The organism is Streptomyces sp. NPDC005820 (genome assembly GCF_040630255.1).
Classification (GTDB): Bacteria; Actinomycetota; Actinomycetes; order Streptomycetales; family Streptomycetaceae; genus Streptomyces.
Map to the genome: position 1 here is coordinate 240300 of NZ_JBEXXE010000002.1, position 20293 is coordinate 260592.

Here is a 20293-nt window from a genome sequence, read left to right on the forward strand (position 1 = left end):
TCCTGTGAACTCCTTCACGACACCCCCGCGAACCTCACGACCCCCCGGCGTTCTTCGCCGCCACCACCGCGTCGAACACCTCGCGCTTGGGCAGGCCCGCATCCGCCGCGACCGCCGCGATGGCCTCCTTGCGGCGCTCGCCCGCCTCCTCGCGCACCCGTACCCGCCGCACCAGCTCCGCCGCGTCGAGCTCCTCGGGACCGCGCTCGGGCGCGCCGGAGACGACGACGGTGATCTCACCGCGTACGCCCTCGGCCGCCCAGGCGGCCAGCTCGTCCAGCGGACCGCGCCTGACCTCCTCGTACGTCTTGGTCAGCTCGCGGCAGACGGCGGCCCGCCGGTCCGCGCCGAACACCTCGGCCATCGCGGTGAGGGTGTCGTCGAGCCGGTGCGGGGCCTCGAAGTAGACGAGGGTGCGCCGCTCCTCGGCGACCTCCCGCAGCCGCGACAGCCGCTCCCCCGCCTTCCTCGGCAGGAACCCCTCGAAGCAGAACCGGTCGACGGGCAGCCCGGACAGGGCGAGCGCGGTGAGCACGGCGGACGGGCCGGGCACGGCGGTGACCCGGATGTCCCGTTCGACGGCCGCGGCGACCAGCCGGTACCCGGGGTCGGAGACCGACGGCATGCCCGCGTCGGTGACGAGCAGCACGCGCGCGCCGCCCAGCAGGTCCTCGACGAGCTCGGGCGTGCGGGCCGACTCGTTGCCCTCGAAGTACGACACGATCCGCCCCTTGGGCGTGACGCCGAGGGCCTGGGTCAGCCGGCGCAGCCTGCGGGTGTCCTCGGCGGCGACGACATCGGCCCCGGCCAGCTCCTCGGCGAGCCGCGGCGGGGCGTCGGAGACGTCGCCGATGGGGGTGCCGGCGAGGACGAGGGTTCCGGGCGCGAGAGCGGGCGTGTCTGTCACGTTCCCCATCCTCCCAGGCGCCGTGCGCCCGGCGTGACGCCCGGCGTGACGCCCGGCGTGACCGGCCGACTGGGCCCATGCACGGGACTCACACAGCCCTGTTCCCTACGATGGCGCGGTGACCAGTACCGCGTCCTCCACGGACTCCACGGACTCCACGGGCTCCACCGACCACCGGCCCGCAGCGACCGCGCACGCCGACCCGCACGACCGGCGGCCGTCGTCGTGGCGGCTGCGGCTGCGCCGTTTCGGGTACGCGGCCGAGCCCGCGGCCGATGTCCGGGCGAGGCTGGTGCCGCCGTACACGCAGCCCAGTCCCCGGCTGTGGCAGACGCTGGGGCTGCCGCCGGTGTGGGCGGACCGGATCGCGCGCTGGTCGGGCTGGGGCGGTCCGCTGCTGGTCACGCTGGTGGCGGGCGTCATGCGGTTCTGGAACCTGGGCAACCCGAGGAAGGTGATATTCGACGAGACGTACTACGCCAAGGACGCGTGGGCGCTCGTCCACCGCGGGTTCGAGGTCAACTGGGACAAGAACGCCAACGACCTGGTCCTCTCCTCGGGCGGCCATCTCGCCGTCCCCACGGACGCGGCGTACGTCGTGCATCCGCCGGTCGGCAAGTACGTCATCGGGCTGGGCGAGCTGATCTTCGGCTTCGATCCGTTCGGCTGGCGCTTCATGACGGCGCTGCTGGGCACGCTGTCCGTGCTGCTGCTGTGCCGGATCGGCCGCCGCATCTTCCGCTCCACCTTCCTCGGCTGTCTCGCGGGCGCGCTGATGGCGGTGGACGGGCTGGCCTTCGTGATGAGCCGCACCTCGCTGCTCGACGGGGTGCTGATGTTCTTCGTGCTGGCGGCGTTCGGCTGTCTGGTGATCGACCGCGACCGGGCGCGGGCGCGGCTCGCCGCGGCCCTGCCGCCGGACGTGGACGGCCGCTTCCGCCCGGACGCGCACATCGCCGAGACCGTGCGCCTGGGTCTGCGCCCCTGGCGCTGGGCGGCGGGTCTGATGTTCGGCCTGGCCATCGGCACCAAGTGGAACGCGCTGTACATCATGGCCGCGTTCCTGCTGATGACCCTGCTCTGGGACGTGAGCTCGCGCAGGGTGGCCGGCGCCCGCCACCCCTACCGGGCGGTCCTCAGGCACGACACGGGCCTGACGTTCCTGGCGACGATCCCGGTCGCCGTCGTCACCTACCTGGTCTCCTGGACGGGCTGGATCCTGTCGCCGAGCGACGGCTCGGGCGGCTACTACCGCAACTGGGCGGCCACCGACGGCCGGGGCGGCAGCTGGACCTGGCTGTTCCCGGACTGGCTGCGGAGCCTGTGGCACTACGAGCACGAGGTGTACGAGTTCCACACCCACCTCACCTCGCCGCACAACTACCAGTCGAACCCGTGGAGCTGGCTGGTCCTCGGCCGCCCCGTCTCCTACTTCTACGAGTCCCCCTCCCCCGGCACGGACGGCTGCCCCGCCGACGCGGGCGAGAAGTGCGCCCGCGAGGTCCTCGCGATCGGCACCCCGCTGCTGTGGTGGGCCGCCTGCTTCGCGCTCCTCTACGTGCTGTGGCGCTGGCTGTTCCGCCGCGACTGGCGCGCGGGCGCGATCGCCTGCGGCATCGCGGCCGGCTACCTCCCCTGGTTCATGTACCAGGAGCGCACGATCTTCCTCTTCTACGCGGTCGTCTTCCTCCCCTTCCTGTGCCTCGCGGTCGCGATGATGCTCGGCGCGATCATCGGCCCCCCGGGCTCGTCGGACACCCGCCGCGTGGCCGGCGCCACCGGCGCGGGCGTCCTGGTCCTCCTGATCGCCTGGAACTTCATCTACTTCTGGCCCCTGTTCACGGGCCAGGCGATTCCGATCGACCAGTGGCGGTCACGGATGTGGATCGACACGTGGGTCTAGCCGTGCCGTGCCTTCCGTCCAGGGGCGCCGGATCCTCATCGACAGACAACGTTCGCGTATGCGATTGAGCACCCTGGGCTAACGATTCCGGAAACTGCCGTCCCAGGCGCCTCCCTTTCTGCTTACTGTGAGCCTGAGCAGAGATTTCTGAACGCGTTCAGAAACGTCGTGCAGTAGGTGCCAACGGGGAGGGTGCACACATGCGCAAGGGGGCGAAGGCGGCCATAGTCGGCTCGGTGTTCGTCGTCATGGTGGGCGGGGCCGGGTACGGGGCCTTCAACATCGTGAACGCGATGAGCGGGGGCGGCGGCGCGGAGGGCGGCGGGCCCGCGCCCGCGCGGACGGGGCCGCCGAGCAGCAGTGAGGTGAAGGACACCAGCACCAAGTTCTTCGCCGCCTGGGAGAAGGGCGAGCCGGCGGCCGCGGCCGCGCTCACCAACAACGCGGAGAAGGCAGAGCCGCTGCTGACCTCGTACGGCGGGACCGCCCACATCGGCGGGGTGAAGATCACCCCGGGTGCCGCCCAGGGGGACACCGTGCCGTTCAGCGTCAGGGCGACCGTGTCGTACGAAGGCAGGTCGAAGCCGCTCGACTACAAGAGCGAGCTGACCGTGGTGCGCGGGGTCACCACCGGCAGGGCGCTCGTGGACTGGCAGCCGTCGGTCGTCCACCCCGAGCTCAAGGACATGGACGACACCCTGGTCACCGGCGCCGCGTCCGCCCCGCCGATCGAGGCCGTCGACCGCGGCGGCAAGGTGCTCACCAAGGAGAAGTACCCCTCGCTCGGGCCGATCCTCGACGAGCTGCGCGCCAAGTACGGCGACAAGGCCGGCGGCACCCCCGGCATCGAGCTGGCGATCCACCACGCCGCCCCGGACGCCGCCGACACCCCGCTGCTGACCCTCGCCGAGGGCAAGGCGGGCAGGCTGCCCACCACGCTCAGCGCGAGCGTGCAGGCGGCGGCCGAGAAGGCGGTCGGGAAGTACCCCGAGTCGTCGGTGGTGGCCGTCAAGCCGAGCACCGGCGAGGTGCTGGCGGTCGCCAACAACCGTGCCGACGGCTGGAACGCCGCGTTCCTCGGCAAGGTGGCCCCCGGCTCCACGATGAAGATCGCCAGCGCCGCCACCCTCATCGACAACAAGATCACCTCGGCGAACGGTCCGGCCCCCTGCCCGGCCGAGGCCGTATGGCAGAGCCAGACCTTCCACAACATCAAGAACATGCCCCCGAACGACAACGCCACCCTCTCCGAGAGCTTCGCCCGCTCCTGCAACACGGCGTTCGTGAAGTTCGCCGACGAGGTGAAGGTCGACTCCCTCACCGAGGAGACCAAGGACCGCTTCGGGATCGGCCTCGACTGGAAGACCGGCATCCCGTCCTTCGACGGCTCGGTCCCCGCCTCCGGCGGCCCGGACACCGCGGCCAACCTGATCGGGCAGGGCCAGGTCCAGATGAACCCGCTGAACCTGGCCTCGATGACGGCGACCGCGATGACGGGCGCCTTCCGGCAGCCGGTGATCGTGCCGCAGAGCCTCGACGGCCGTGAACTGGCACGCGCGCGTGGGCTGTCTGCGAGCACCGTGCGGCAACTGCGCGGCATGATGAACCGCACCGCGACCAGCGGCACCGCCGCCGAGGTGATGGCGAAGCTCGGTGGCAGCATCGGCGCGAAGACCGGTTCCGCCGAGGTCGACGGCCAGGCCAGGTCCAACAGCTGGTTCACCGGCTACCGCGACGACGTGGCCGCCGCGGCCCTGGTCCAGGACGGCGGCCACGGCGTGGACGCGTCCGGCCCGCTCGTCGCGGAGATCCTGCGCGCCGGTTGACCCGACGCCGGAGCCGCTGGTTCAAGTCGGTAACAGGTGGGTGGTTGACGTCACATATGACGTCACCCCCACAGCGCGGGACTCTAGGGTGGTTGCCGTCGTTGGGGTGAGTGAGGGCAACGAGGGCACTGGGGCAAGGGGAGCCCCCTGGGGATCCGGAGGATCACAGGCTGTGGGCAAGAGAAGGCGCGTCGACGAACGGCGCAGCAAGCGACGGCCCGCCGTCGTCGGCGGCATGGTCGCCGTCGTCGTCGGCGGGGCCGGGATCGGTGTCTACGCGCTCTACGCCGGCGGCGCGTCGGCCGAGGCCGGTACGGCGGGCAGGCTGAAGACGGTCGTCAAGACCGGACCGCTGTCGGAGACCGAGGTGACCACCGCGGCCCGCACGTTCCTCACCGCCTGGCAGCAGGGCGCGGTCGCGAAGGCCTCGGCCGCCACCGACGACTCCACGGCCGCCGCCGCCCTGCTCACCGGCTACACCGAGGACGCCCACGTCTCGGGCGTCACCCTCACCGCCGGCAGGCGCACGGGCGACAAGGTCGCCTTCTCCGTGAAGGGCACGGTGACGTACAAGAAAGTCAGCAAGCCGCTGTCGTACGACAGCGCGCTGACCGTCGTACGCCGGGCGAAGGACGGCAGGGCGACCGTCGACTGGCACGCGTCCGTGGTGCATCCCGACCTGTCCGACGGGGACACGCTCGTGACCGGCGAGGCGGGCAACCCGCCGGTCAAGGCGCTCGACCGGGACGGCGGTGAGATCACCGCCGCCACATACCCCTCCCTCGGCACGGTGCTGGACGGGCTGCGCGAGAAGTACGGCAAGAAGGCGGGCGGTACGGCGGGCGTCGAGCTGCGCGTGGTGCGCGGCAAGGCGTCCAAGGCGAAGAAGGCCTCCGACAAGACCCTCCTGGAGCTCAGCAAGGGCACCCCGGGCACCGTGAGGACGACCCTCAGCCCGACGCTCCAGGCCGCCGCCGAACAGCAGGTCGCCAAGACCGCGCGCGCGTCCGTCGTCGTCCTGCGCCCCTCCACCGGCGAGATCCTCGCGGTGGCGAACACCGGCCACGGCTTCAACACCGCGTTCAACGGCTCCCTCGCGCCCGGCTCCACCTGGAAGATCGTCAGCTCGTCGGTGCTCATCGAGAAGGGGCTGGCGTCGGCGGACAAGGTGCACCCCTGCCCGAAGACGTTCACCTACGGCGGCTGGAAGTTCCACAACGACGACGACTTCCAGATCAAGGGCGGCAGCTTCAAGGCGAGTTTCGCGCGCTCCTGCAACACGGCCTTCATCAGCCAGGCGGGTGAGCTCGACAACGACACCCTGACCCGGCAGGCGCAGCAGGTGTTCGGGCTGTCGATGAACAACTGGGCCATCGGGGTCCCGTCGTTCGACGGCTCGGTGCCGGTGCAGTCGGCGGCCCAGATGGCGGCCTCCCTGATCGGTCAGGGCGGGGTGCGGATGAACCCGCTGAACATGGCGTCGGTGTCGGCGACGGTGAAGTCGGGCACCTTCCACCAGCCGTACCTGGTCTCCCCGTCGGTCGACCACCGCGCCCTCGCCACGGCCTCCCGCACGATGTCCTCCTCCACCCTGTCCCAGCTGCGCGAGCTGATGAACTACACCGCGGCCTACGGCACCGCCGCCGAGGCGATGTCGGGCCTCGGCCCCGACGACGGCGCGAAGACCGGCTCGGCGGAGGTCGACGGCCAGTCCAAGCCGAACGGCTGGTTCACGGCCTACAAGGGCGACCTGGCGGCGGCGGGAGTGGTCCAGGCAGGCGGCCACGGCGGCGACACGGCGGGGCCGATCGTGGCGGCCCTGCTGAGGATGGGCGGCTGACCGGCGGCCCTACCGGGTGACCGGTTCGCCCGCCATGTAGGTCCGGCGCAGAAACCGCAGCAGCGCCTGTGAGTCGAACTGCACCACCGACACACCCTGCGACGAATGGAACTCGACGACGGCCTGCACCCGCCCGAGCGGCCACACCCGCACCTCGCCCGTCCCGGCCGGTGCCCGCAACCCCTGCTCCAGCAGGGTCCGCGAGAACGTCCACTCGTGCCGGTCGGGCAGCCCCACCCGCACGGACCGCGGATCGTCCTCGGGGTCGTAGCGCAGGACGACGGGAACGGCGTCGCGTTCCTCCTCGACCAGGTCCGCGTCCGTGACGATGTGGGCTCGCGCGTACTGCTCGACTACGGACATCGGCCGGCCCTCTCACGCTGCGTGACCTACGGGGAAGCTGTGTATCGATTCCCCCTCCAATGTCGCATATTTTCCGGAATGCGCTCCTCCGGGCAGGCGTATCTCACCTGTGCGATACGCCGTACAACGTGCGCCGATTCACGAGCTCCTCGCTCTTGCGAACTGTTCGCATTAAGCCACTATCATCGACGGGTGCACGTACCCGACGGATTCATCAACGCCCCGACCTCCGCCGTGACCGGAGTCGTCGCCGCGGGCGCCATCGCCGTGAGCCTGCGCGGCGCGCGCCGTGAGCTCGACGAGCGGACGGCGCCGCTGGCCGGCCTGGTCGCGGCGTTCATCTTCGCCGTGCAGATGCTGAACTTCCCCGTCGCGGCGGGCACCAGCGGCCATCTGCTGGGCGGCGCGCTGGCCGCGATACTCGTGGGCCCCTTCACGGGGGTCCTGTGCGTGTCCGTCGTCCTGCTGATGCAGGGCATCCTCTTCGCCGACGGCGGGCTGACCGCGCTCGGGGTGAACATCACCGACATGGCGATCGTCACGACCGTGGTGGCGTACGCCGTCTTCCGCGGCCTGGTGAAGACGCTGCCGCGCACCCACCGCTCGGTCACGGTCGCGTCCTTCGTCGCCGCCCTGCTGTCCGTCCCCGCCGCGGCGGTGGCCTTCACCTTCCTGTACTGGATCGGCGGCACCACCGACGTGGCGATCGGCAAGGTCGCCACCGCGATGGTCGGCGTGCATGTGCTGATCGGCGTCGGCGAGGCCGCGATCACCGCGCTGACGGTCGGCGCCGTGATCGCCGTACGGCCGGACCTCGTGTACGGCGCGCGCGGCCTGCAGCAGAAGCTCAAGCTGCGCGTGAACGGCGAACTGGTCGACACTCCCGCGGCGCACCCGGCGGCGCCCGTGGCGGCGCGCACCTCGCGGCGCACGCTGTGGGTGAGCGGCCTGGTCACCTCCCTGGTCCTCGCCGGCGTCGTCAGCTTCTACGCCTCCGCGAACCCCGACGGCCTGGAGAAGGTCGCCGCCGACCACGGCATCGACAGCAAGGCCGAGGAGCACGCGAACGCCGACTCCCCGCTCGCCGACTACGGCGTCAAGGACGTCACGAACGCCCGGCTGTCCGGCGGTCTCGCGGGCGTGATCGGCGTGGGCGTGACCGTCGTCGCGGGCAGCGCGGTCTTCTGGGCGGTGCGTCGGCGCCGTACGTCGGACGCCTCGCCCACCGCCGTAGAGAACGTCTGACGGCATGGGCGCAGGACACGCGCACCGGCTCTACCGGCACGGGCACTCGCCCGTGCACGCGCTGCCGCCGCACACCAAGCTCGCCGCCACGTTCGCCTTCGTGGTCGTCGTGGTCTCGACGCCGCGCGAGGCGATGTGGGCGTTCGGCCTGTACGCCGTCCTGCTCGCGTGCGTGGCACGGCACGCGCGCGTGCCCGCTCGCTTCCTTCTCAAACGTCTGCTGATCGAGGTGCCGTTCGTCGCGTTCGCGGTGCTGATGCCGTTCGTGGCGGAGGGCGAGCGGGTGGACGTCCTCGGGCTGTCCCTCAGCGTGAACGGCCTGTGGGGCGCCTGGAACGTCCTCGCCAAGGGCACCCTGGGCGTCGCCGCCTCCGTGCTCCTGGCGGCCACCACGGAGCTGCGGGAGCTGCTCCTGGGCCTCCAGCGCCTGAAGCTGCCCCCGCTGCTGGTGCAGATCGCGTCCTTCATGATCCGCTACGGCGATGTCATCACCGACGAGATGCGGCGGATGCGGATCGCGCGCGAGTCGCGCGGCTTCGAGGCACGAGGCGTACGGCACTGGGGCGTGCTCGCCAAGTCGGCGGGCGCGCTGTTCATCCGCTCCTACGAACGCGGCGAGCGGGTGCATCTGGCGATGGTCAGCCGGGGGTACGCCGGTGCGATGCCGGTGATCGACGAGGTGACCGCGTCCCGGGCGCAGTGGTCGTACGCCTTCGCCCTGCCGTTCGCCGCCCTGGTCGTCTGCGTGGTGGGATGGATGCTGTGACGGACATGTCCCTGGAGGTCTCCGGCCTCGCCTTCGCCTACCCCGACGGCCATCAGGCGCTGTTCGGCGTGGATTTCGGCATCGCGCGCGGGGAGCGGGTCGCGCTGCTCGGGCCGAACGGCGCCGGCAAGACCACGCTCGTGCTGCACCTCAACGGCATCCTGACCGGCGGGGCGGGCACGGTGACGGTCGCCGGACTGCCCGTCGGCAAGCGCCACATGGCTCAGATCCGCCGCAAGGTCGGCCTCGTCTTCCAGGACCCGGACGACCAGCTGTTCATGCCGACGGTCCGCGAGGACGTGGCGTTCGGGCCGGCCGCGGCCGGGCTGAAGGGCGCGGAGCTGGAGGAGCGCGTGGACCGCGCGCTCGCGCAGGTCGGCATGGCGGAGTTCAAGGACCGCCCGCCGCACCACCTCTCCTTCGGCCAGCGCCGCAGGGTCGCCGTCGCCACCGTCCTCGCGATGGAACCGGAGATCCTCGTCCTGGACGAGCCGTCCTCCAACCTCGACCCCGCCTCGCGCCGTGAACTCGCCGACATCCTGCGCTCGCTTGACGTGACCGTGCTGATGGTCACGCACGACCTGCCGTACGCCCTGGAGCTGTGCCCGCGTGCGCTGATCCTGAGCGAGGGCGTGATCGCGGCGGACGGCCGCACGGGCGAACTCCTCGCCGACGAGTCCCTGATGAACGCCCATCGTCTGGAGCTGCCCTTCGGGTTCGACCCGCGCTCCGTCACAATGGGGGCGTGACGAATGGGCGCGTGACCGACGAAAACCGGACGGCCGAGCGTACGCCGCTGCTCGACGAACAGCTGTGCTTCGCGCTGTACGCGGCCCAGCGCGCGGTGACCTCCGCCTACCGCCCGGTCCTGGACGAGCTGGGGCTCACCTACCCGCAGTACCTCGTGCTGCTGGCCCTCTGGGAGCGCGGTGAGACCACGGTCAAGGAGCTGGCGGCGGCCCTGCGGCTCGACTACGGCACGATGTCGCCGCTGCTGAAGCGCCTGGAGGCGGCGGGCCTGGTGCGCCGGGAGCGCTCGGAGCGCGACGAGCGCACGGTCCTGGTCGCCTGCACCGGCCGCGGCGAGGAACTGAGGAGCCGCGCGTCCCGCGTCCCCGGCGCCCTGATGACCGCGACGGGCCTGGAGGCGGCGGAGGTCGCGCGGTTGCGCGAGGAACTGTGGGGTCTCGCGGAGCGGGCGCACAGCGCGGCGAGCCGCGCGCGGTAGCCCGCGCGAGCTGAAGTTACCCGCGGTTACTACCCCCTGGTAGAAACACACCGACCTACCGGCCGGTACCTTGTGCACGATGTAATCGGGGAACGTTCAGGGGAGGGGTCCCGCTGTGAGCGAAGGTGACGTCGTCGACGTCGTCGAAACCGTCGACACCCGTCCGACGAAGATCATGTACGTCGCCGAGGCGACCGCGCACGGAGGGCGCGACGGGTATGTGACCAGCCAGGACGGCCAGATCGAGCTGAAGGTGGCGATGCCGCCGGAGCTGGGCGGCGACGGCAACGGCACCAACCCGGAACAGCTCTTCGCGGCCGGCTACAGCTCCTGCTTCCACAACGCGCTGATCCTCGTCGGCAACCGCGCGGGCTACGACCTGACCGGCTCCACGGTCGCGGCGAAGGTCGGCATCGGGCCGAACAGGACCAAGGGCTACGGCCTCGCGGTCGCCCTCAGCGTCTCGCTCCCCGTCCTCGACCAGGGCCTCGCCGAGAAGCTGGTCGACGCGGCCCACCAGGTCTGCCCGTACTCGAACGCCACCCGCGGCAACATCGACGTGACGATTCTGCTGGGCTGAGCCCGGGTACAACGCCGGTGTCGCCCGCGCGGGCGGGCGGGATCGGGGGGTCCCATGGGTGGTCCCACGGACGGTTCGGCGGACGCTTCGGCGGACAGTCCTGCGGACTGCTCGGCGCACGACGGGTTCGGGCGCCGGCTCGCGCTCCGGCTCGTGCCGCGCGGGGCGGCCGCGCTCGCCGGGTACCGCGAGTTCGGGGCCTACGTCGACAGCGACCGGCAGACACCCCTGGCGGTCTGGGCCTTCTGCGCGGTGACCGGCTTCTTCTGGTTCGTCCTGCCGGTCGTCCTCGTCGCACGGCTCTGCCTGGGACTCGGGGACACGCGCACCGTCTGGCTGACCCCGGTGACCCTGGCGGGGCCGCTCCTGCTCGTCCTCGGCCGTCGTGTGGGCTGGTGGCGGGGCGTCCTGTACCGGTACGACCGCGGCGTGGTCCTGCGCCGGTTCCGCAGCTACCAGGCTTACTCCTGGCGCGAGTTGACCGCCGAGACGCACAGTCGATGGGTCGATGAGGGGGATGGGTTCGAGCACCGCGTCCGGCGCGAGGAACTGGAGCTGCGCACCCGCGACGGCACCCGCGTCCACCGCTACGACCACCACCCGCGCGAGGTGAGCGCCCTCGTCCGCCCCGCGCGGAAGCCACAGCGGACCGCCGACCCCTAGGGCAGCCCGAGGAATCCAAGGCGCGGCCGCCGTGTTTCACTCACTGTCGCAAGCGAGTGAAGGGATCCGGGCGTGAACACGAACGCGAACGGTGTGGTGGCCGAGGGATTCGAGCCGGTCCGGGAGGCGTTCGTACGGAATTTCGCCACGCTCGGGGAGCGGGGCGCGGCGGTGGCCGTCTACCGGGACGGGCGCAAGGTCGTCGACCTGTGGGGCGGCACCCGGGACGTGGACGGCACGGCTCCCTGGGAGCAGGGCACCGCGCAGATCGTGCGCTCCGCGACCAAGGGCGTCGCCGCCGCCGTACTCCTGCTGCTGCACCAGCGCGGACTGCTGGACCTCGACGCGCCCGTGGGGGCGTACTGGCCGCAGTACAAGGCGGCCGGCAAGGAGCGCACCCTGGTGCGGGAGCTGCTCGCGCACCGCGCGGGGGTGCCCGTCCTCGACCGGCCGCTGACGCCCGCCGAGGCCGCCGACCCCGATCTGGGCGCGGCGGCGGTCGCCGCGCAGGCGCCCGCCTGGGAGCCGGGCGGCGACCACGGGTACCACGCGCAGACCTACAGCTGGCTGACCGGCGAGCTGGTACGGCGGGTCACCGGGCGACCGATCGGCGAGTGGATCGCCGACGAGATCGCCGCACCCCTCGGGGCCGATCTGTGGCTGGGGCTGCCGGAATCGCTCCACGCGCGCGTGGGACGCGTCGGGCAGGTCGACACGCCCGTGCCCGCCGGAGGTCTGCGGACCCGGCCCAAGCGGTCCGTCGCCGACGCCTACGCCGACCCCGCCTCCCTCACCCGCCGCGCCTTCGCCGCGATCACCCCGCTGCCCGACGAGAACGACCCCGCGTACCGCGCGGCGGCCCTGCCCGCCTCCAACGGCATCGCCACCGCCGACGGCCTGGCCCGCTTCTACGCCTCGCTCATCGGCGAAGTCGAGGGCGGCGTGCGGCTGTTCACCCCCGAGACGGCCGCCCTGGCGGGCACCGAGCAGTCCGCCGGGCCGGACCGGGTGCTGGTGGTCACCACCCGGTTCGGCCTCGGCCACATGCTGCACGGCGGTGCGTCCCCGCTGCTCTCCCCCACCTCCTTCGGCCACCCCGGCCGCGGCGGCGCGCTCGGCCTCGCGGACCCCGGGTCGGGCATCGCCTTCGGCTATGTCACCAACGGTTTCCGCACCGGCGTGACGGCCGACCCGAGGGCCCAGGCGCTGCTGCGGGCGGTACGGACGGCGATCACCTCCGCCTGACGGCCCCCACCGTCCGACGCGCCTCAGATGTTGATGGAATGAGACGTCCGCCCCGACGCGTCGTCGATCTCCCCGTGGGCCTTCGTCAGCAACTGCATGGCGAGTTCGTTGAGGGCGCGGGCGCCCGCTATCTCCTCGCCGACCCGGGGCTGGTTGCTGTCGACCCGGTGACGGCTGGCGTGCCCGTGGGACCGTACCTCGGTCCCGTCGGGCAGGCGGACCAGCGCGGCGGCGCTCGTGTGCTGATCGTCCTCCTTGAACTCCAGCTCGACGTGCCATCCCACAGCGGTGTGCATCATGTCGGTCACCTCCGGAACTCCTGCTTCCAGGGTGCTCCTCCGGACCGGCGCCCGCACCCACGCGGACTCAGTCCGGCAGGACCGTCCCCTCGGGCACGTCGATGCCGAACTCCTGCGCGCAGATCCGCCGCACCTCCGCCTCCCCGGTCAGCTCCCGCTCGACGACCCGGCCGTCGGCGCCGGCCCGCACGAGCCGGCGGCCGTCCAGCAGGAGGTGGCCGCCGTCCGGGATGAGGCGCAGGACACGCGGACGCCTGCGGAACGGGGAGCGCGGATGCGTGGCGACGTACCAGTTGGCGACCTCGAAGTCCGGCCGCGCGAAGGGCGCGAGGGTGAAGACGTACTGCGCCTGCCAGGCGTCCTCCGTACGGAACTCCAGCGACCACAGCTCCAGCGGCCCGTCCGACGGGACCCGGACGAGCCGGTGGCGGCGCCCGGCGCCGGAGGGCTCGCCCGGGGCCGTCGGGACCGGCTCCAGCGGCGCGCCGGGGGCGCCGAAGCCGACGTCGGCGAGCTGGGGGCGCGGGTCGCCCGGCGCCTCGACGAGCAGCGCCATGTGGGTCAGCGGCCGGTCCTCGGCCCGCGCCGCGCCCAGCACGACCCGCGCCGCGAGCCGGGTCACCCGGAACCCGAGGGCCACCAGCACCTCCGCGAACAGCGTGTTCTGCTCGAAGCAGTAGCCCCCGCGTCGGCCCCGCACCAGCTTGGCCATCAGATCGGCGGGCGCCAGCGAGGGCACGACACCGCGTACGGGGTCCAGGTTCTCGAAGGGGAACGCGTGCACGTGCGCGTGGTGCAACGCGCGCAGGGTGCCCGCATCGGCTTCGCGGACACCGGGGTGGCCGATGCGCTCGCAGTAGGCGTCGAGGTCGTCGCGGCTCAGGGAAGAACGGCTGAAGGAAGAACGGCCGAGGGAAGAACGGCCGAAGGCAGAGGTGTCCATGGCGGTCAACCGGCATGCAGCATCAGGCCGATGCCCACGACCAGCAGGCAGGCGGCGGCGATGCGCGGGGCGCCGAAGGTCTCCTTGAAGAAGAGGGCGCCGATGGCGGCGCCGACGATGATGGACGACTCGCGCAGTGCTGCCACCGGGGCCAGTTCGGCGCGGGTCTGGGCCCACAGGACGAGGGCGTACGCGGCGACGGACAGGGCGGAGCCGAGGAGGCCGACTCGGGCGTCGGGGCGCAGGACGGCGAGGGTCCCGCCGCGCCAGCGGATGACGGCGTACGCCGGGATCACCACGCCCTGAACGGCCATCAGCCACGCGATGTACCCGAGGGAGGAACCGGCGGCGCGCACCCCGAGGCCGTCGACGACCGTGTACGCGGCGATGGTCAGCCCGGTGGCGAGCGCGGCGCCGATCGCCGACCAGTTCGGCCGCCTCCCGCGCAGCCCCCACAGCGCGACGCCGGTCAGCCCCGCGCAGGACACCGCGATGCCGGCGGCGGCCCAGCCGTCGGGTACCTCGTGCGCGAAGACGGCGGCGAGGACGGTGACGACGAGCGGCGCGGTGCCGCGCGCGATGGGGTACGCCTGCCCGAAGTCGCCGAGCCGGAACGACCGCATCAGCAGCGCGTAGTAGGCGATGTGGATGACGGCGGAGCACAGCAGGTACGGCCACGCCCCGGCCGCCGGGAACGCGACGAACGGCGCGAGGGCGAGGCCGATGAGCATGCCGCCGCCCGCGATCAGCGTGAAGCCGACCAGCTTGTCGGTGATCCGGTGCGCGATGGCGTTCCAGCCGGCGTGGGTGACCGCCGCCAGCAGCACGGCGGCGGTGACCAGAGGTGTCACGCGGTGCGCTCGCGGACGTCCACGACGGTGGCGGCCGAGCGGGCGACGAGGGTGTCGGGGGCCATGGGGAACACGGCGTGCGGATCGCCGGCGGCGGCCCAGACGACGTCGTGCGCGAGGAGACCGCGATCGGCGAGGACCCGGGTGCGGGTGCGGTGCCCGAAGGGCGGTACGCCGCCGATGGCGTACCCGGTGGTCTCGCGGACGACGCCCGCGTCGGCCCTCGTCACCTTCTCGGCGCCGAGTTCCGCACGCACCCGCTCCACGTCGACCCGGGACGCGCCGTCCATCAGCACCAGCACCGGCACGCCGTCCGCCGCGAAGATCAGCGACTTGCAGATCTGGCTCAGCTCGCACCCGATGGCGGCGGCCGCCTCGGCGGCGGTGCGGGTCGCCTCCGGGAAGCGGCGCACGCGCGCGTTCAGCTCGTCGAGCCCCAGCTCGGTGAGGGCCTCGGCGAAACGGGGGTGGGCACCGGTGGTGGTCGTCATGCACGGCACGCTAGCGGTCGTTGTACGGGGCATGCGACGGAGTTACGCGGGTGGGTGCTCAGCCGTCTGCTCAGCCGTGTGTTCAGCCGTGTGTTCAGCCGTCGAAGAGGCGGCGGGACTGCTCGATATGGGCGAGGTTGCGGTGGGTCCACTCGCACATCCCGTCGACCGTGGCCCGCAGTCCCCGCCCCGCCTCGGTCAGGGTGTACTCGACGCGCGGCGGCACGGTCGGGTACACGGTCCGCACCACCAGGCCGTTGCGCTCCAGCATGCGCAGGTTCTGGGTGAGCATCTTGTGGCTGACCCCCTCGACCGCGTCACGCAACGGGCTGAACCGCAGGGTGCGTTCCCCGAGCGCCTCGATGATCAGCAGCGCCCACTTGTTGGCCACGTCCGAGAAGATCTCGCGGCCGAGCGAGTCGGCCCTCCTCAGGTCCGCCTGTTCGTCGGGCGTGCCCGTGTACTGCTTGGTCACCAGCAGGTTCCCCAGTCACCGAAAAGTGCGTTCTTCCATGTCAGCGTTCACTCTCCTACGGTTCCCCGGTAACCACAAGAGAGCACGACCGCCCCTACGGAAGGCAGGCGCCCCCATGCCCGTCACCCTCGTGAATCCGACCGGACTGCCCAGCACCGACGCGTACAGCCAGGTGTCCGTCGCGACCGGCTCCCGGCTCGTCTCCGTCGCCGGACAGGTCGCCTGGGACGCCGAGGGCGTCACGGTCGGCGAGGGCGATCTCGCCGCGCAGGTCGAACAGGCCTACGTCAATGTCGGCACCGCGCTCGCCGGGGTCGGCGCCGGCTTCGACGACGTCACCAGGCTGACCGTCCATGTCGTCGACTGGACCCCGGACAAGATGCCGGCGTTCATGGCGGGCGTCACCCGCGCGGCCGGCCGCCTCGGCGTCACGGCGACCCCGCCGGTCACCCTGCTGGGCGTCGCCGCCCTCCACATCCCCGAGCACCTGGTGGAGATCGAGGCGACGGCGATCCTCGACTGACGGATTCCCCTACCCGCCCCAGGTGGCGGAGTACTGGACGTGCAGACGGCCCGGTACATGGCGCCGGGTCCTCGCGTGCGGCCAGGGGCCGGGGCCCAGTTCGACGCAGTAGTGCGCGGCGGGGTGGCGGTGCAGGTGGGAGGGCGCCTCGTCGACGAGGCCGCGCAGGGCCGCGCCGTGTTCGCGGAAGGCGGTGGAGCTGCCGACGACGAACAGGGTGTGCGCCGCGATGTGGAAGTCGAGGTGGTCGCGGTACTCCTGGTGGCGCCACCGGTCGTGGTCGACGGCCGTCTCGTCGGGGAGGTCCCGCTCCGGGGTGGAGGCGGTGTGGGGCTTCCCGGCCCCGAGCCGCGCGCGGACCTCCTTCCAGGACCCGGTGGGGAACTGCAGGCTGTGGTGGAGCAGCACCAGGTCCAGCGCGACCGGTTCACCGTCGCCGGCCACGCCCTCGGGCGCCGGGTTGGCCCGGATCGGCAGATACACCAGCGAGTGCGCGGACCGCGCGGCCAGCGCCCACAGCTCGACGAGCCGCTCCGCGCCCTCCCGGTCGGCGTACATCGACAGCCAGTGCCGGTCGTCCCGCAGGGCCAGCCGTACGGGGGCGGGCGCGGCCCGGATCACCCGCACCTCGGCACCGCCCTGCCGGACCCGGTGTATGCGTACGCGCGTGCTCATCCGATGCCGTCGACGAACCCGGCCCGGGCGACGGGAGAGACGGACGGTTCCGGCGTACTCACGGTCTCCCCAGCGCTTGTTCGACGAAGTCCGGGGACTCCCCCGGCGTGACCTGGAGTTCCACGAAGGGCAACGGGGCCACGTCCGGCATGCGTTCGAGCTGCCGACGCAGAACATTGTGTCGCACGCACGACGGCGCGCCCGCCCCCGGCAGTAGGGGTCGGGCGCGCCGCCGTCGGGTGGATCAGTGGCGGTCGCCGCGGTCGTGACGGTCCCAGCCGCCGTGCTCGTGGCGGTCGCCGCCGTGGTGGCGGTCCCAGCCGCCGTGCTCGTGGCGGTCGCCGCCGTGGTGGCGGTCCCAGCCGCCGTGACGCCGGCCGCCCCAGGACTCGTCGTCGACGAAGCGGTTGCGGTCGTTGCGCAGGGTGATCGTGTCGGCGCGGTCGTCCAGCACCTCGCGGCGGCGGTCCTGGAACAAGTCGGTGCGGGTGTCGCGGCCCTCACCGGTGTGAATCCGGACGGTGGCGCGGGGGGCCAGGCGGTAGTTGTCGAACGTGTAGGTGTCGCCGTCCCGGTTCGTCAGCGTCCACCCCTCCAGGTTGACCGCGTGGCGGGTGGTGTTGGTGAGCTCGACCCACTCCTTGTTCAGGGAGCGGTTGGAGCGGTCGTCACGGCCCGGGGAGTCGTACTGGACGGCGCTGATCTCCACCTTGGGCCGCTCGGCGCGGGGGTAGCCGGCGGCGGACGCCGGGAGCGCCACGGCGCCGACGACGGCGGCGGCCGCGAGGGTGGCGGCAGCCAGACGGCGGGCGGAAACAACGGAAGAGGACACAAGGTCTCCTAGTTTTGTGCGAGTTACGACCGCATCGGCCGCAGAACCCACACTTGACCACCACACGTCCCGCAAGCATCCGATTGACGCCTCACGTTACGAATCATCCATATTTCAGTGACAGTAACCTTCTATGTCCATCTATGTACTGAAGGCTCTGAGTCGTTGTCAGATCTACCCTCCGAGCCCTGCCGGCGACCGTCCGTCACCCGAAAGTGGGTCACAACGGGCGAGGCGAACAAAAAGCCGGTGAGGGCGCCCCGTCCCCACGGAACCCTCACCGGCGGTCTTCACACGAGCGGTCGGATCACGCCCGTACGAGCTCCCTGTCCTCGTCGGGGTCGGCGTCCTTGGCGTCGGCCGGGGTGCGCAGCCCCTCGCCCTCGACGTCCACGTTGGGCAGGGCGCGGTCCAGCCACTTCGGCAGCCACCAGGCCTTCTTGCCGAGCAGGGCGAGGACCGCGGGGACGATGGCCATGCGGACGACGAACGCGTCGAAGAAGACGGCGATCGCGAGGCCGAAGCCGATCATCTTGATCATGGACTCGCCGGAGCCGATGAAGCCGGCGAACACGGCCATCATGATGACCGCGGCGGCGGCGACCACCCGGGCGCTGTACTTGAAGCCGGTGACCACGGCCTGGCTCGGGCTCTCGCCGTGGACGTAGGCCTCGCGCATCCGGGTCACGAGGAACACCTCGTAGTCCATGGCCAGGCCGAAGACCACGCCGACCATGAAGATCGGCATCATCGACATGATCGGGCCGGTCTCCTCGACGCCGATCAGGCTCGCCAGCCAGCCCCACTGGAAGACCGCGACGACGGCGCCGAGCGCGGCCAGCACGCTGAGCAGGAAGCCGAGGGCAGCCTTCAGCGGGACCAGGATCGAGCGGAAGACCACGATCAGCAGGAGGAAGGCCAGGCCCACCACCAGCGCCAGGTACGGGATCAGGGCGTCCGTGAGCTTCTGCGAGAAGTCGATGTTCATGGCGGTGGCGCCGGTGACCAGCACCTCGGCGTCCGTGTCGGCGGTCACCCCGGTGCCGGCGTCACGGATGGCGTGCACCAGGTCCTCGGTGTCGGTCGAGGACGGCTTGGAGTCCGGGATCACCGTGATCATCGCGGTGTCGCCGGCCTTGTTGAAGGTGGCGGGGGTGACGGTGACGACGTCCTTGAGGCCCTTGACCTCGTCGCTCACCGCGGTGGCCGCGGCCTGGGGGTCGGCGCTGTCCTTGGCGTCCACGACGACCATGAGGGGGCCGTTGAAGCCGGGCCCGAAGCCTTCGGAGAGCAGGTCGTAGGCGCGGCGCTGGGTGGTGGACGTCGACTGCGAGCCGTCGTCGGGCAGGCCCAGCTCCAGCTGGGTGGCGGGGAGGGCGATCGCACCGAGGCCCACCACGCCGAGCAGGAGGACGGCGACGGGACGGCGGACGACGAAGCTGGCCCAGCGGGCGCCCATGTTGGGCTTCGCGGCCGCGGCCGCGGCCGTGTCCTCGGCCGTGTCCTCGGTGGTACGGCGGCCGAACCGCTTGCCCTTCTGGCCGGCCGGCTTGACCTTGCGGCCCGCGTAGCCGAGCAGCGCCGGGATCATGGTGAGGGCGATGAGGACGGAGACGACGACCGTGCCAGCCGCCGCGAGCCCCATCTTGGTCAGCATCGGGACGCCGACGACGGAGAGTCCGGCGAGGGCGATGACGACGGTGAGGCCGGCGAAGACGACCGCCGAGCCGGCGGTGCCGGTGGCGCGGCCTACCGCTTCCTCGCGGCTGCGGCCCTCGGCGAGTTCGACGCGGTAGCGGGAGACGATGAACAGCGCGTAGTCGATGCCGACGGCGAGGCCGATCATCAGGGCGAGGGTGGAGGTGGTGTCGCCGAGGTCGAGCGCGCTGGCGAGCGCGGTGATGGTGGAGACGCCGATGCCGACGCCGATGATCGCGGTCAGCAGCGGGAGTCCGGCGGCGACGAGCGAGCCCAGGGTGACGACGAGGACCACCGCGGCGAGGGCCAGGCCGATGATCTCACCGGTGGCGGCCTGATCGGGTTCGGCCTGGAGGGCGTCACCGCCCATCTCGACGGTCAGCCCGGCGTCCCTGGCCTTGTCGGCGGTGGTCTCCAGCGCTTCCTTGGAGGAGTCCTTCAGCTCGACGGAGGAGACCTCGTACCGCACGGAGGCGTACGCGACCGTGCCGTCCTTGCTGACGGCGTTGGTCGTGTAGGGGTCGGTGACGGAGGTGACCTCGGAGCCGTCGCCCAGCTCCTTGACGGTCTTCTCGACGGTCGCCTTGTGGGCGGCGTCGGTCATCTTCTCCCCGTCGGGCGCCTTGAAGACGACCCGCGCGGTGGCGCCGTCGGCGCTGGAGCCGGGGAAGCGCTGTTCCAGCAGGTCGAAGGCCTTCTGGGCCTCGACGCCGGGGATCGAGAAGGAGGAGGAGCCGGCGGCGGGCGCGGAGGCGGCGCCGACGCCGGCGAGCGTCAGCAGGGCGATCCAGAGCAGGGCGACGAAATGCCGCCGCCGGAACGAGAACCGGCCGAGTTTGTAGAGGAACGTGGCCACGGAGGCGTACTCCCGGTCAGGTCGTGGGGTATGGGCGCCCGGCACCGGGGTTCCGGCACGGGCCCGAGGGCAGGGGTGACCGCA

General features: G+C 71.9%; 21 protein-coding genes. 11 read left to right on the forward strand and 10 right to left on the reverse strand.

Going from position 1 to position 20293, the window contains the following annotated elements; genetic code table 11:
• Window positions 1-34: 34 nt before the first annotated feature.
• Window positions 35-907, reverse strand: coding sequence for a 16S rRNA (cytidine(1402)-2'-O)-methyltransferase (rsmI, locus tag ABZ464_RS03375; RefSeq protein ID WP_359270208.1), 873 nt, complete (start codon window positions 905-907; stop codon window positions 35-37).
• Window positions 908-1025: 118 nt separating this feature from the next.
• On the opposite strand from rsmI, the gene ABZ464_RS03380 reads away from it, so the two are divergent.
• From ABZ464_RS03380 to ABZ464_RS03390, 3 genes are all read left to right on the forward strand, one after another.
• Window positions 1026-2810 carry a phospholipid carrier-dependent glycosyltransferase gene (locus ABZ464_RS03380; protein ID WP_359270212.1) on the forward strand — a complete coding sequence of 595 codons (1785 nt, stop codon included), beginning with the start codon at window positions 1026-1028 and terminating at the stop codon, window positions 2808-2810.
• 200 nt (window positions 2811-3010) lie between these two features.
• Window positions 3011-4636 carry a penicillin-binding transpeptidase domain-containing protein gene (locus ABZ464_RS03385; RefSeq protein WP_359270215.1) on the forward strand — a complete coding sequence of 542 codons (1626 nt, stop codon included), beginning with the start codon at window positions 3011-3013 and terminating at the stop codon, window positions 4634-4636.
• A gap of 172 nt (window positions 4637-4808) precedes the next feature.
• Window positions 4809-6476 carry a penicillin-binding transpeptidase domain-containing protein gene (locus ABZ464_RS03390; RefSeq protein WP_359270218.1) on the forward strand — a complete coding sequence of 556 codons (1668 nt, stop codon included), beginning with the start codon at window positions 4809-4811 and terminating at the stop codon, window positions 6474-6476.
• A 9-nt stretch (window positions 6477-6485) separates the two neighbouring features.
• Here the strand turns inward: ABZ464_RS03390 and ABZ464_RS03395 are convergent, their stop codons facing one another.
• Window positions 6486-6839 carry an SsgA family sporulation/cell division regulator gene (locus ABZ464_RS03395; RefSeq protein ID WP_359270221.1) on the reverse strand — a complete coding sequence of 118 codons (354 nt, stop codon included), beginning with the start codon at window positions 6837-6839 and terminating at the stop codon, window positions 6486-6488.
• 192 nt (window positions 6840-7031) lie between these two features.
• Between ABZ464_RS03395 and ABZ464_RS03400 the strand changes: the two genes are divergently transcribed.
• The 7 genes from ABZ464_RS03400 to ABZ464_RS03430 all read left to right on the forward strand — a co-directional run bounded on the left by ABZ464_RS03400 (window position 7032) and on the right by ABZ464_RS03430 (window position 12566).
• On the forward strand, window positions 7032-8084 hold the full coding sequence (locus ABZ464_RS03400) for an energy-coupling factor ABC transporter permease (RefSeq protein WP_359270224.1): 1053 nt from the start codon (window positions 7032-7034) through the stop codon (window positions 8082-8084).
• A 4-nt stretch (window positions 8085-8088) separates the two neighbouring features.
• Window positions 8089-8850 (forward strand): cobalt ECF transporter T component CbiQ, encoded by a 762-nt coding sequence (gene cbiQ, locus ABZ464_RS03405; protein ID WP_359270227.1) that lies wholly within the window; start codon window positions 8089-8091, stop codon window positions 8848-8850.
• Window positions 8838-9599 carry an ABC transporter ATP-binding protein gene (locus ABZ464_RS03410; protein ID WP_359270230.1) on the forward strand — a complete coding sequence of 254 codons (762 nt, stop codon included), beginning with the start codon at window positions 8838-8840 and terminating at the stop codon, window positions 9597-9599. Before cbiQ ends, ABZ464_RS03410 begins: the two co-directional genes overlap by 13 nt.
• Before the next feature lie 11 nt (window positions 9600-9610).
• On the forward strand, window positions 9611-10078 hold the full coding sequence (locus ABZ464_RS03415; protein WP_359270233.1) for a MarR family transcriptional regulator: 468 nt from the start codon (window positions 9611-9613) through the stop codon (window positions 10076-10078).
• A gap of 175 nt (window positions 10079-10253) precedes the next feature.
• Window positions 10254-10658 carry an organic hydroperoxide resistance protein gene (locus tag ABZ464_RS03420; protein WP_359270664.1) on the forward strand — a complete coding sequence of 135 codons (405 nt, stop codon included), beginning with the start codon at window positions 10254-10256 and terminating at the stop codon, window positions 10656-10658.
• 54 nt (window positions 10659-10712) lie between these two features.
• A complete protein-coding gene (locus ABZ464_RS03425) occupies window positions 10713-11321 on the forward strand; it encodes a hypothetical protein (protein WP_359270236.1) in 609 nt (202 codons plus the stop codon).
• A 72-nt stretch (window positions 11322-11393) separates the two neighbouring features.
• Window positions 11394-12566 (forward strand): serine hydrolase domain-containing protein, encoded by a 1173-nt coding sequence (locus tag ABZ464_RS03430; RefSeq protein WP_359270239.1) that lies wholly within the window; start codon window positions 11394-11396, stop codon window positions 12564-12566.
• A gap of 23 nt (window positions 12567-12589) precedes the next feature.
• On the opposite strand, the gene ABZ464_RS03435 is transcribed toward ABZ464_RS03430, so the two are convergent.
• The 5 genes from ABZ464_RS03435 to ABZ464_RS03455 form a co-directional block, all read right to left on the reverse strand.
• Complete coding sequence (locus ABZ464_RS03435; protein WP_359270242.1) at window positions 12590-12865, reverse strand: DUF1876 domain-containing protein; 276 nt, start codon at window positions 12863-12865, stop codon at window positions 12590-12592.
• Window positions 12866-12932: 67 nt separating this feature from the next.
• Window positions 12933-13808, reverse strand: a complete 876-nt coding sequence (locus tag ABZ464_RS03440; RefSeq protein WP_359270245.1) for an arylamine N-acetyltransferase — start codon at window positions 13806-13808, stop codon at window positions 12933-12935.
• A gap of 5 nt (window positions 13809-13813) precedes the next feature.
• Complete coding sequence (locus ABZ464_RS03445; protein ID WP_359270247.1) at window positions 13814-14659, reverse strand: EamA family transporter; 846 nt, start codon at window positions 14657-14659, stop codon at window positions 13814-13816.
• Entirely contained in the window at window positions 14656-15150 is a 495-nt protein-coding gene (locus ABZ464_RS03450; RefSeq protein ID WP_359270250.1) for a YbaK/EbsC family protein, read from the reverse strand. The genes ABZ464_RS03445 and ABZ464_RS03450 overlap by 4 nt, the downstream gene beginning before the upstream one ends.
• A 94-nt stretch (window positions 15151-15244) precedes the next feature.
• Complete coding sequence (locus tag ABZ464_RS03455) at window positions 15245-15628, reverse strand: helix-turn-helix domain-containing protein (RefSeq protein WP_359270667.1); 384 nt, start codon at window positions 15626-15628, stop codon at window positions 15245-15247.
• Window positions 15629-15740: 112 nt separating this feature from the next.
• Between ABZ464_RS03455 and ABZ464_RS03460 the strand changes: the two genes are divergently transcribed.
• Window positions 15741-16148 carry a RidA family protein gene (locus tag ABZ464_RS03460; protein ID WP_359270252.1) on the forward strand — a complete coding sequence of 136 codons (408 nt, stop codon included), beginning with the start codon at window positions 15741-15743 and terminating at the stop codon, window positions 16146-16148.
• A 9-nt stretch (window positions 16149-16157) separates the two neighbouring features.
• Here the strand turns inward: ABZ464_RS03460 and ABZ464_RS03465 are convergent, their stop codons facing one another.
• The 3 genes from ABZ464_RS03465 to ABZ464_RS03475 form a co-directional block, all read right to left on the reverse strand.
• Entirely contained in the window at window positions 16158-16823 is a 666-nt protein-coding gene (locus tag ABZ464_RS03465; protein ID WP_359270254.1) for a hypothetical protein, read from the reverse strand.
• Between the two features lie 244 nt (window positions 16824-17067).
• Window positions 17068-17655 carry a lamin tail domain-containing protein gene (locus tag ABZ464_RS03470; protein WP_359270256.1) on the reverse strand — a complete coding sequence of 196 codons (588 nt, stop codon included), beginning with the start codon at window positions 17653-17655 and terminating at the stop codon, window positions 17068-17070.
• 307 nt (window positions 17656-17962) lie between these two features.
• Window positions 17963-20209, reverse strand: coding sequence for an MMPL family transporter (locus ABZ464_RS03475; RefSeq protein WP_359270258.1), 2247 nt, complete (start codon window positions 20207-20209; stop codon window positions 17963-17965).
• Window positions 20210-20293 lie beyond the last annotated feature (84 nt).

What these genes read in the sequence shown, in the direction of transcription:
- ABZ464_RS03385 (WP_359270215.1), top strand. Translation starts at nt 3,011, where the DNA reads ATGCGCAAGGGGGCGAAGGCGGCCATAGTCGGCTCGGTGTTCGTCGTC.
- ABZ464_RS03395 (WP_359270221.1), bottom strand. Translation starts at nt 6,839, where the DNA reads ATGTCCGTAGTCGAGCAGTACGCGCGAGCCCACATCGTCACGGACGCG.
- cbiQ (WP_359270227.1), top strand. Translation starts at nt 8,089, where the DNA reads ATGGGCGCAGGACACGCGCACCGGCTCTACCGGCACGGGCACTCGCCC.
- ABZ464_RS03410 (WP_359270230.1), top strand. Translation starts at nt 8,838, where the DNA reads ATGGATGCTGTGACGGACATGTCCCTGGAGGTCTCCGGCCTCGCCTTC.
- ABZ464_RS03420 (WP_359270664.1), top strand. Translation starts at nt 10,254, where the DNA reads ATGTACGTCGCCGAGGCGACCGCGCACGGAGGGCGCGACGGGTATGTG.
- ABZ464_RS03425 (WP_359270236.1), top strand. Translation starts at nt 10,713, where the DNA reads ATGGGTGGTCCCACGGACGGTTCGGCGGACGCTTCGGCGGACAGTCCT.
- ABZ464_RS03435 (WP_359270242.1), bottom strand. Translation starts at nt 12,865, where the DNA reads ATGATGCACACCGCTGTGGGATGGCACGTCGAGCTGGAGTTCAAGGAG.
- ABZ464_RS03440 (WP_359270245.1), bottom strand. Translation starts at nt 13,808, where the DNA reads ATGGACACCTCTGCCTTCGGCCGTTCTTCCCTCGGCCGTTCTTCCTTC.
- ABZ464_RS03450 (WP_359270250.1), bottom strand. Translation starts at nt 15,150, where the DNA reads ATGACGACCACCACCGGTGCCCACCCCCGTTTCGCCGAGGCCCTCACC.
- ABZ464_RS03460 (WP_359270252.1), top strand. Translation starts at nt 15,741, where the DNA reads ATGCCCGTCACCCTCGTGAATCCGACCGGACTGCCCAGCACCGACGCG.
- ABZ464_RS03465 (WP_359270254.1), bottom strand. Translation starts at nt 16,823, where the DNA reads ATGAGCACGCGCGTACGCATACACCGGGTCCGGCAGGGCGGTGCCGAG.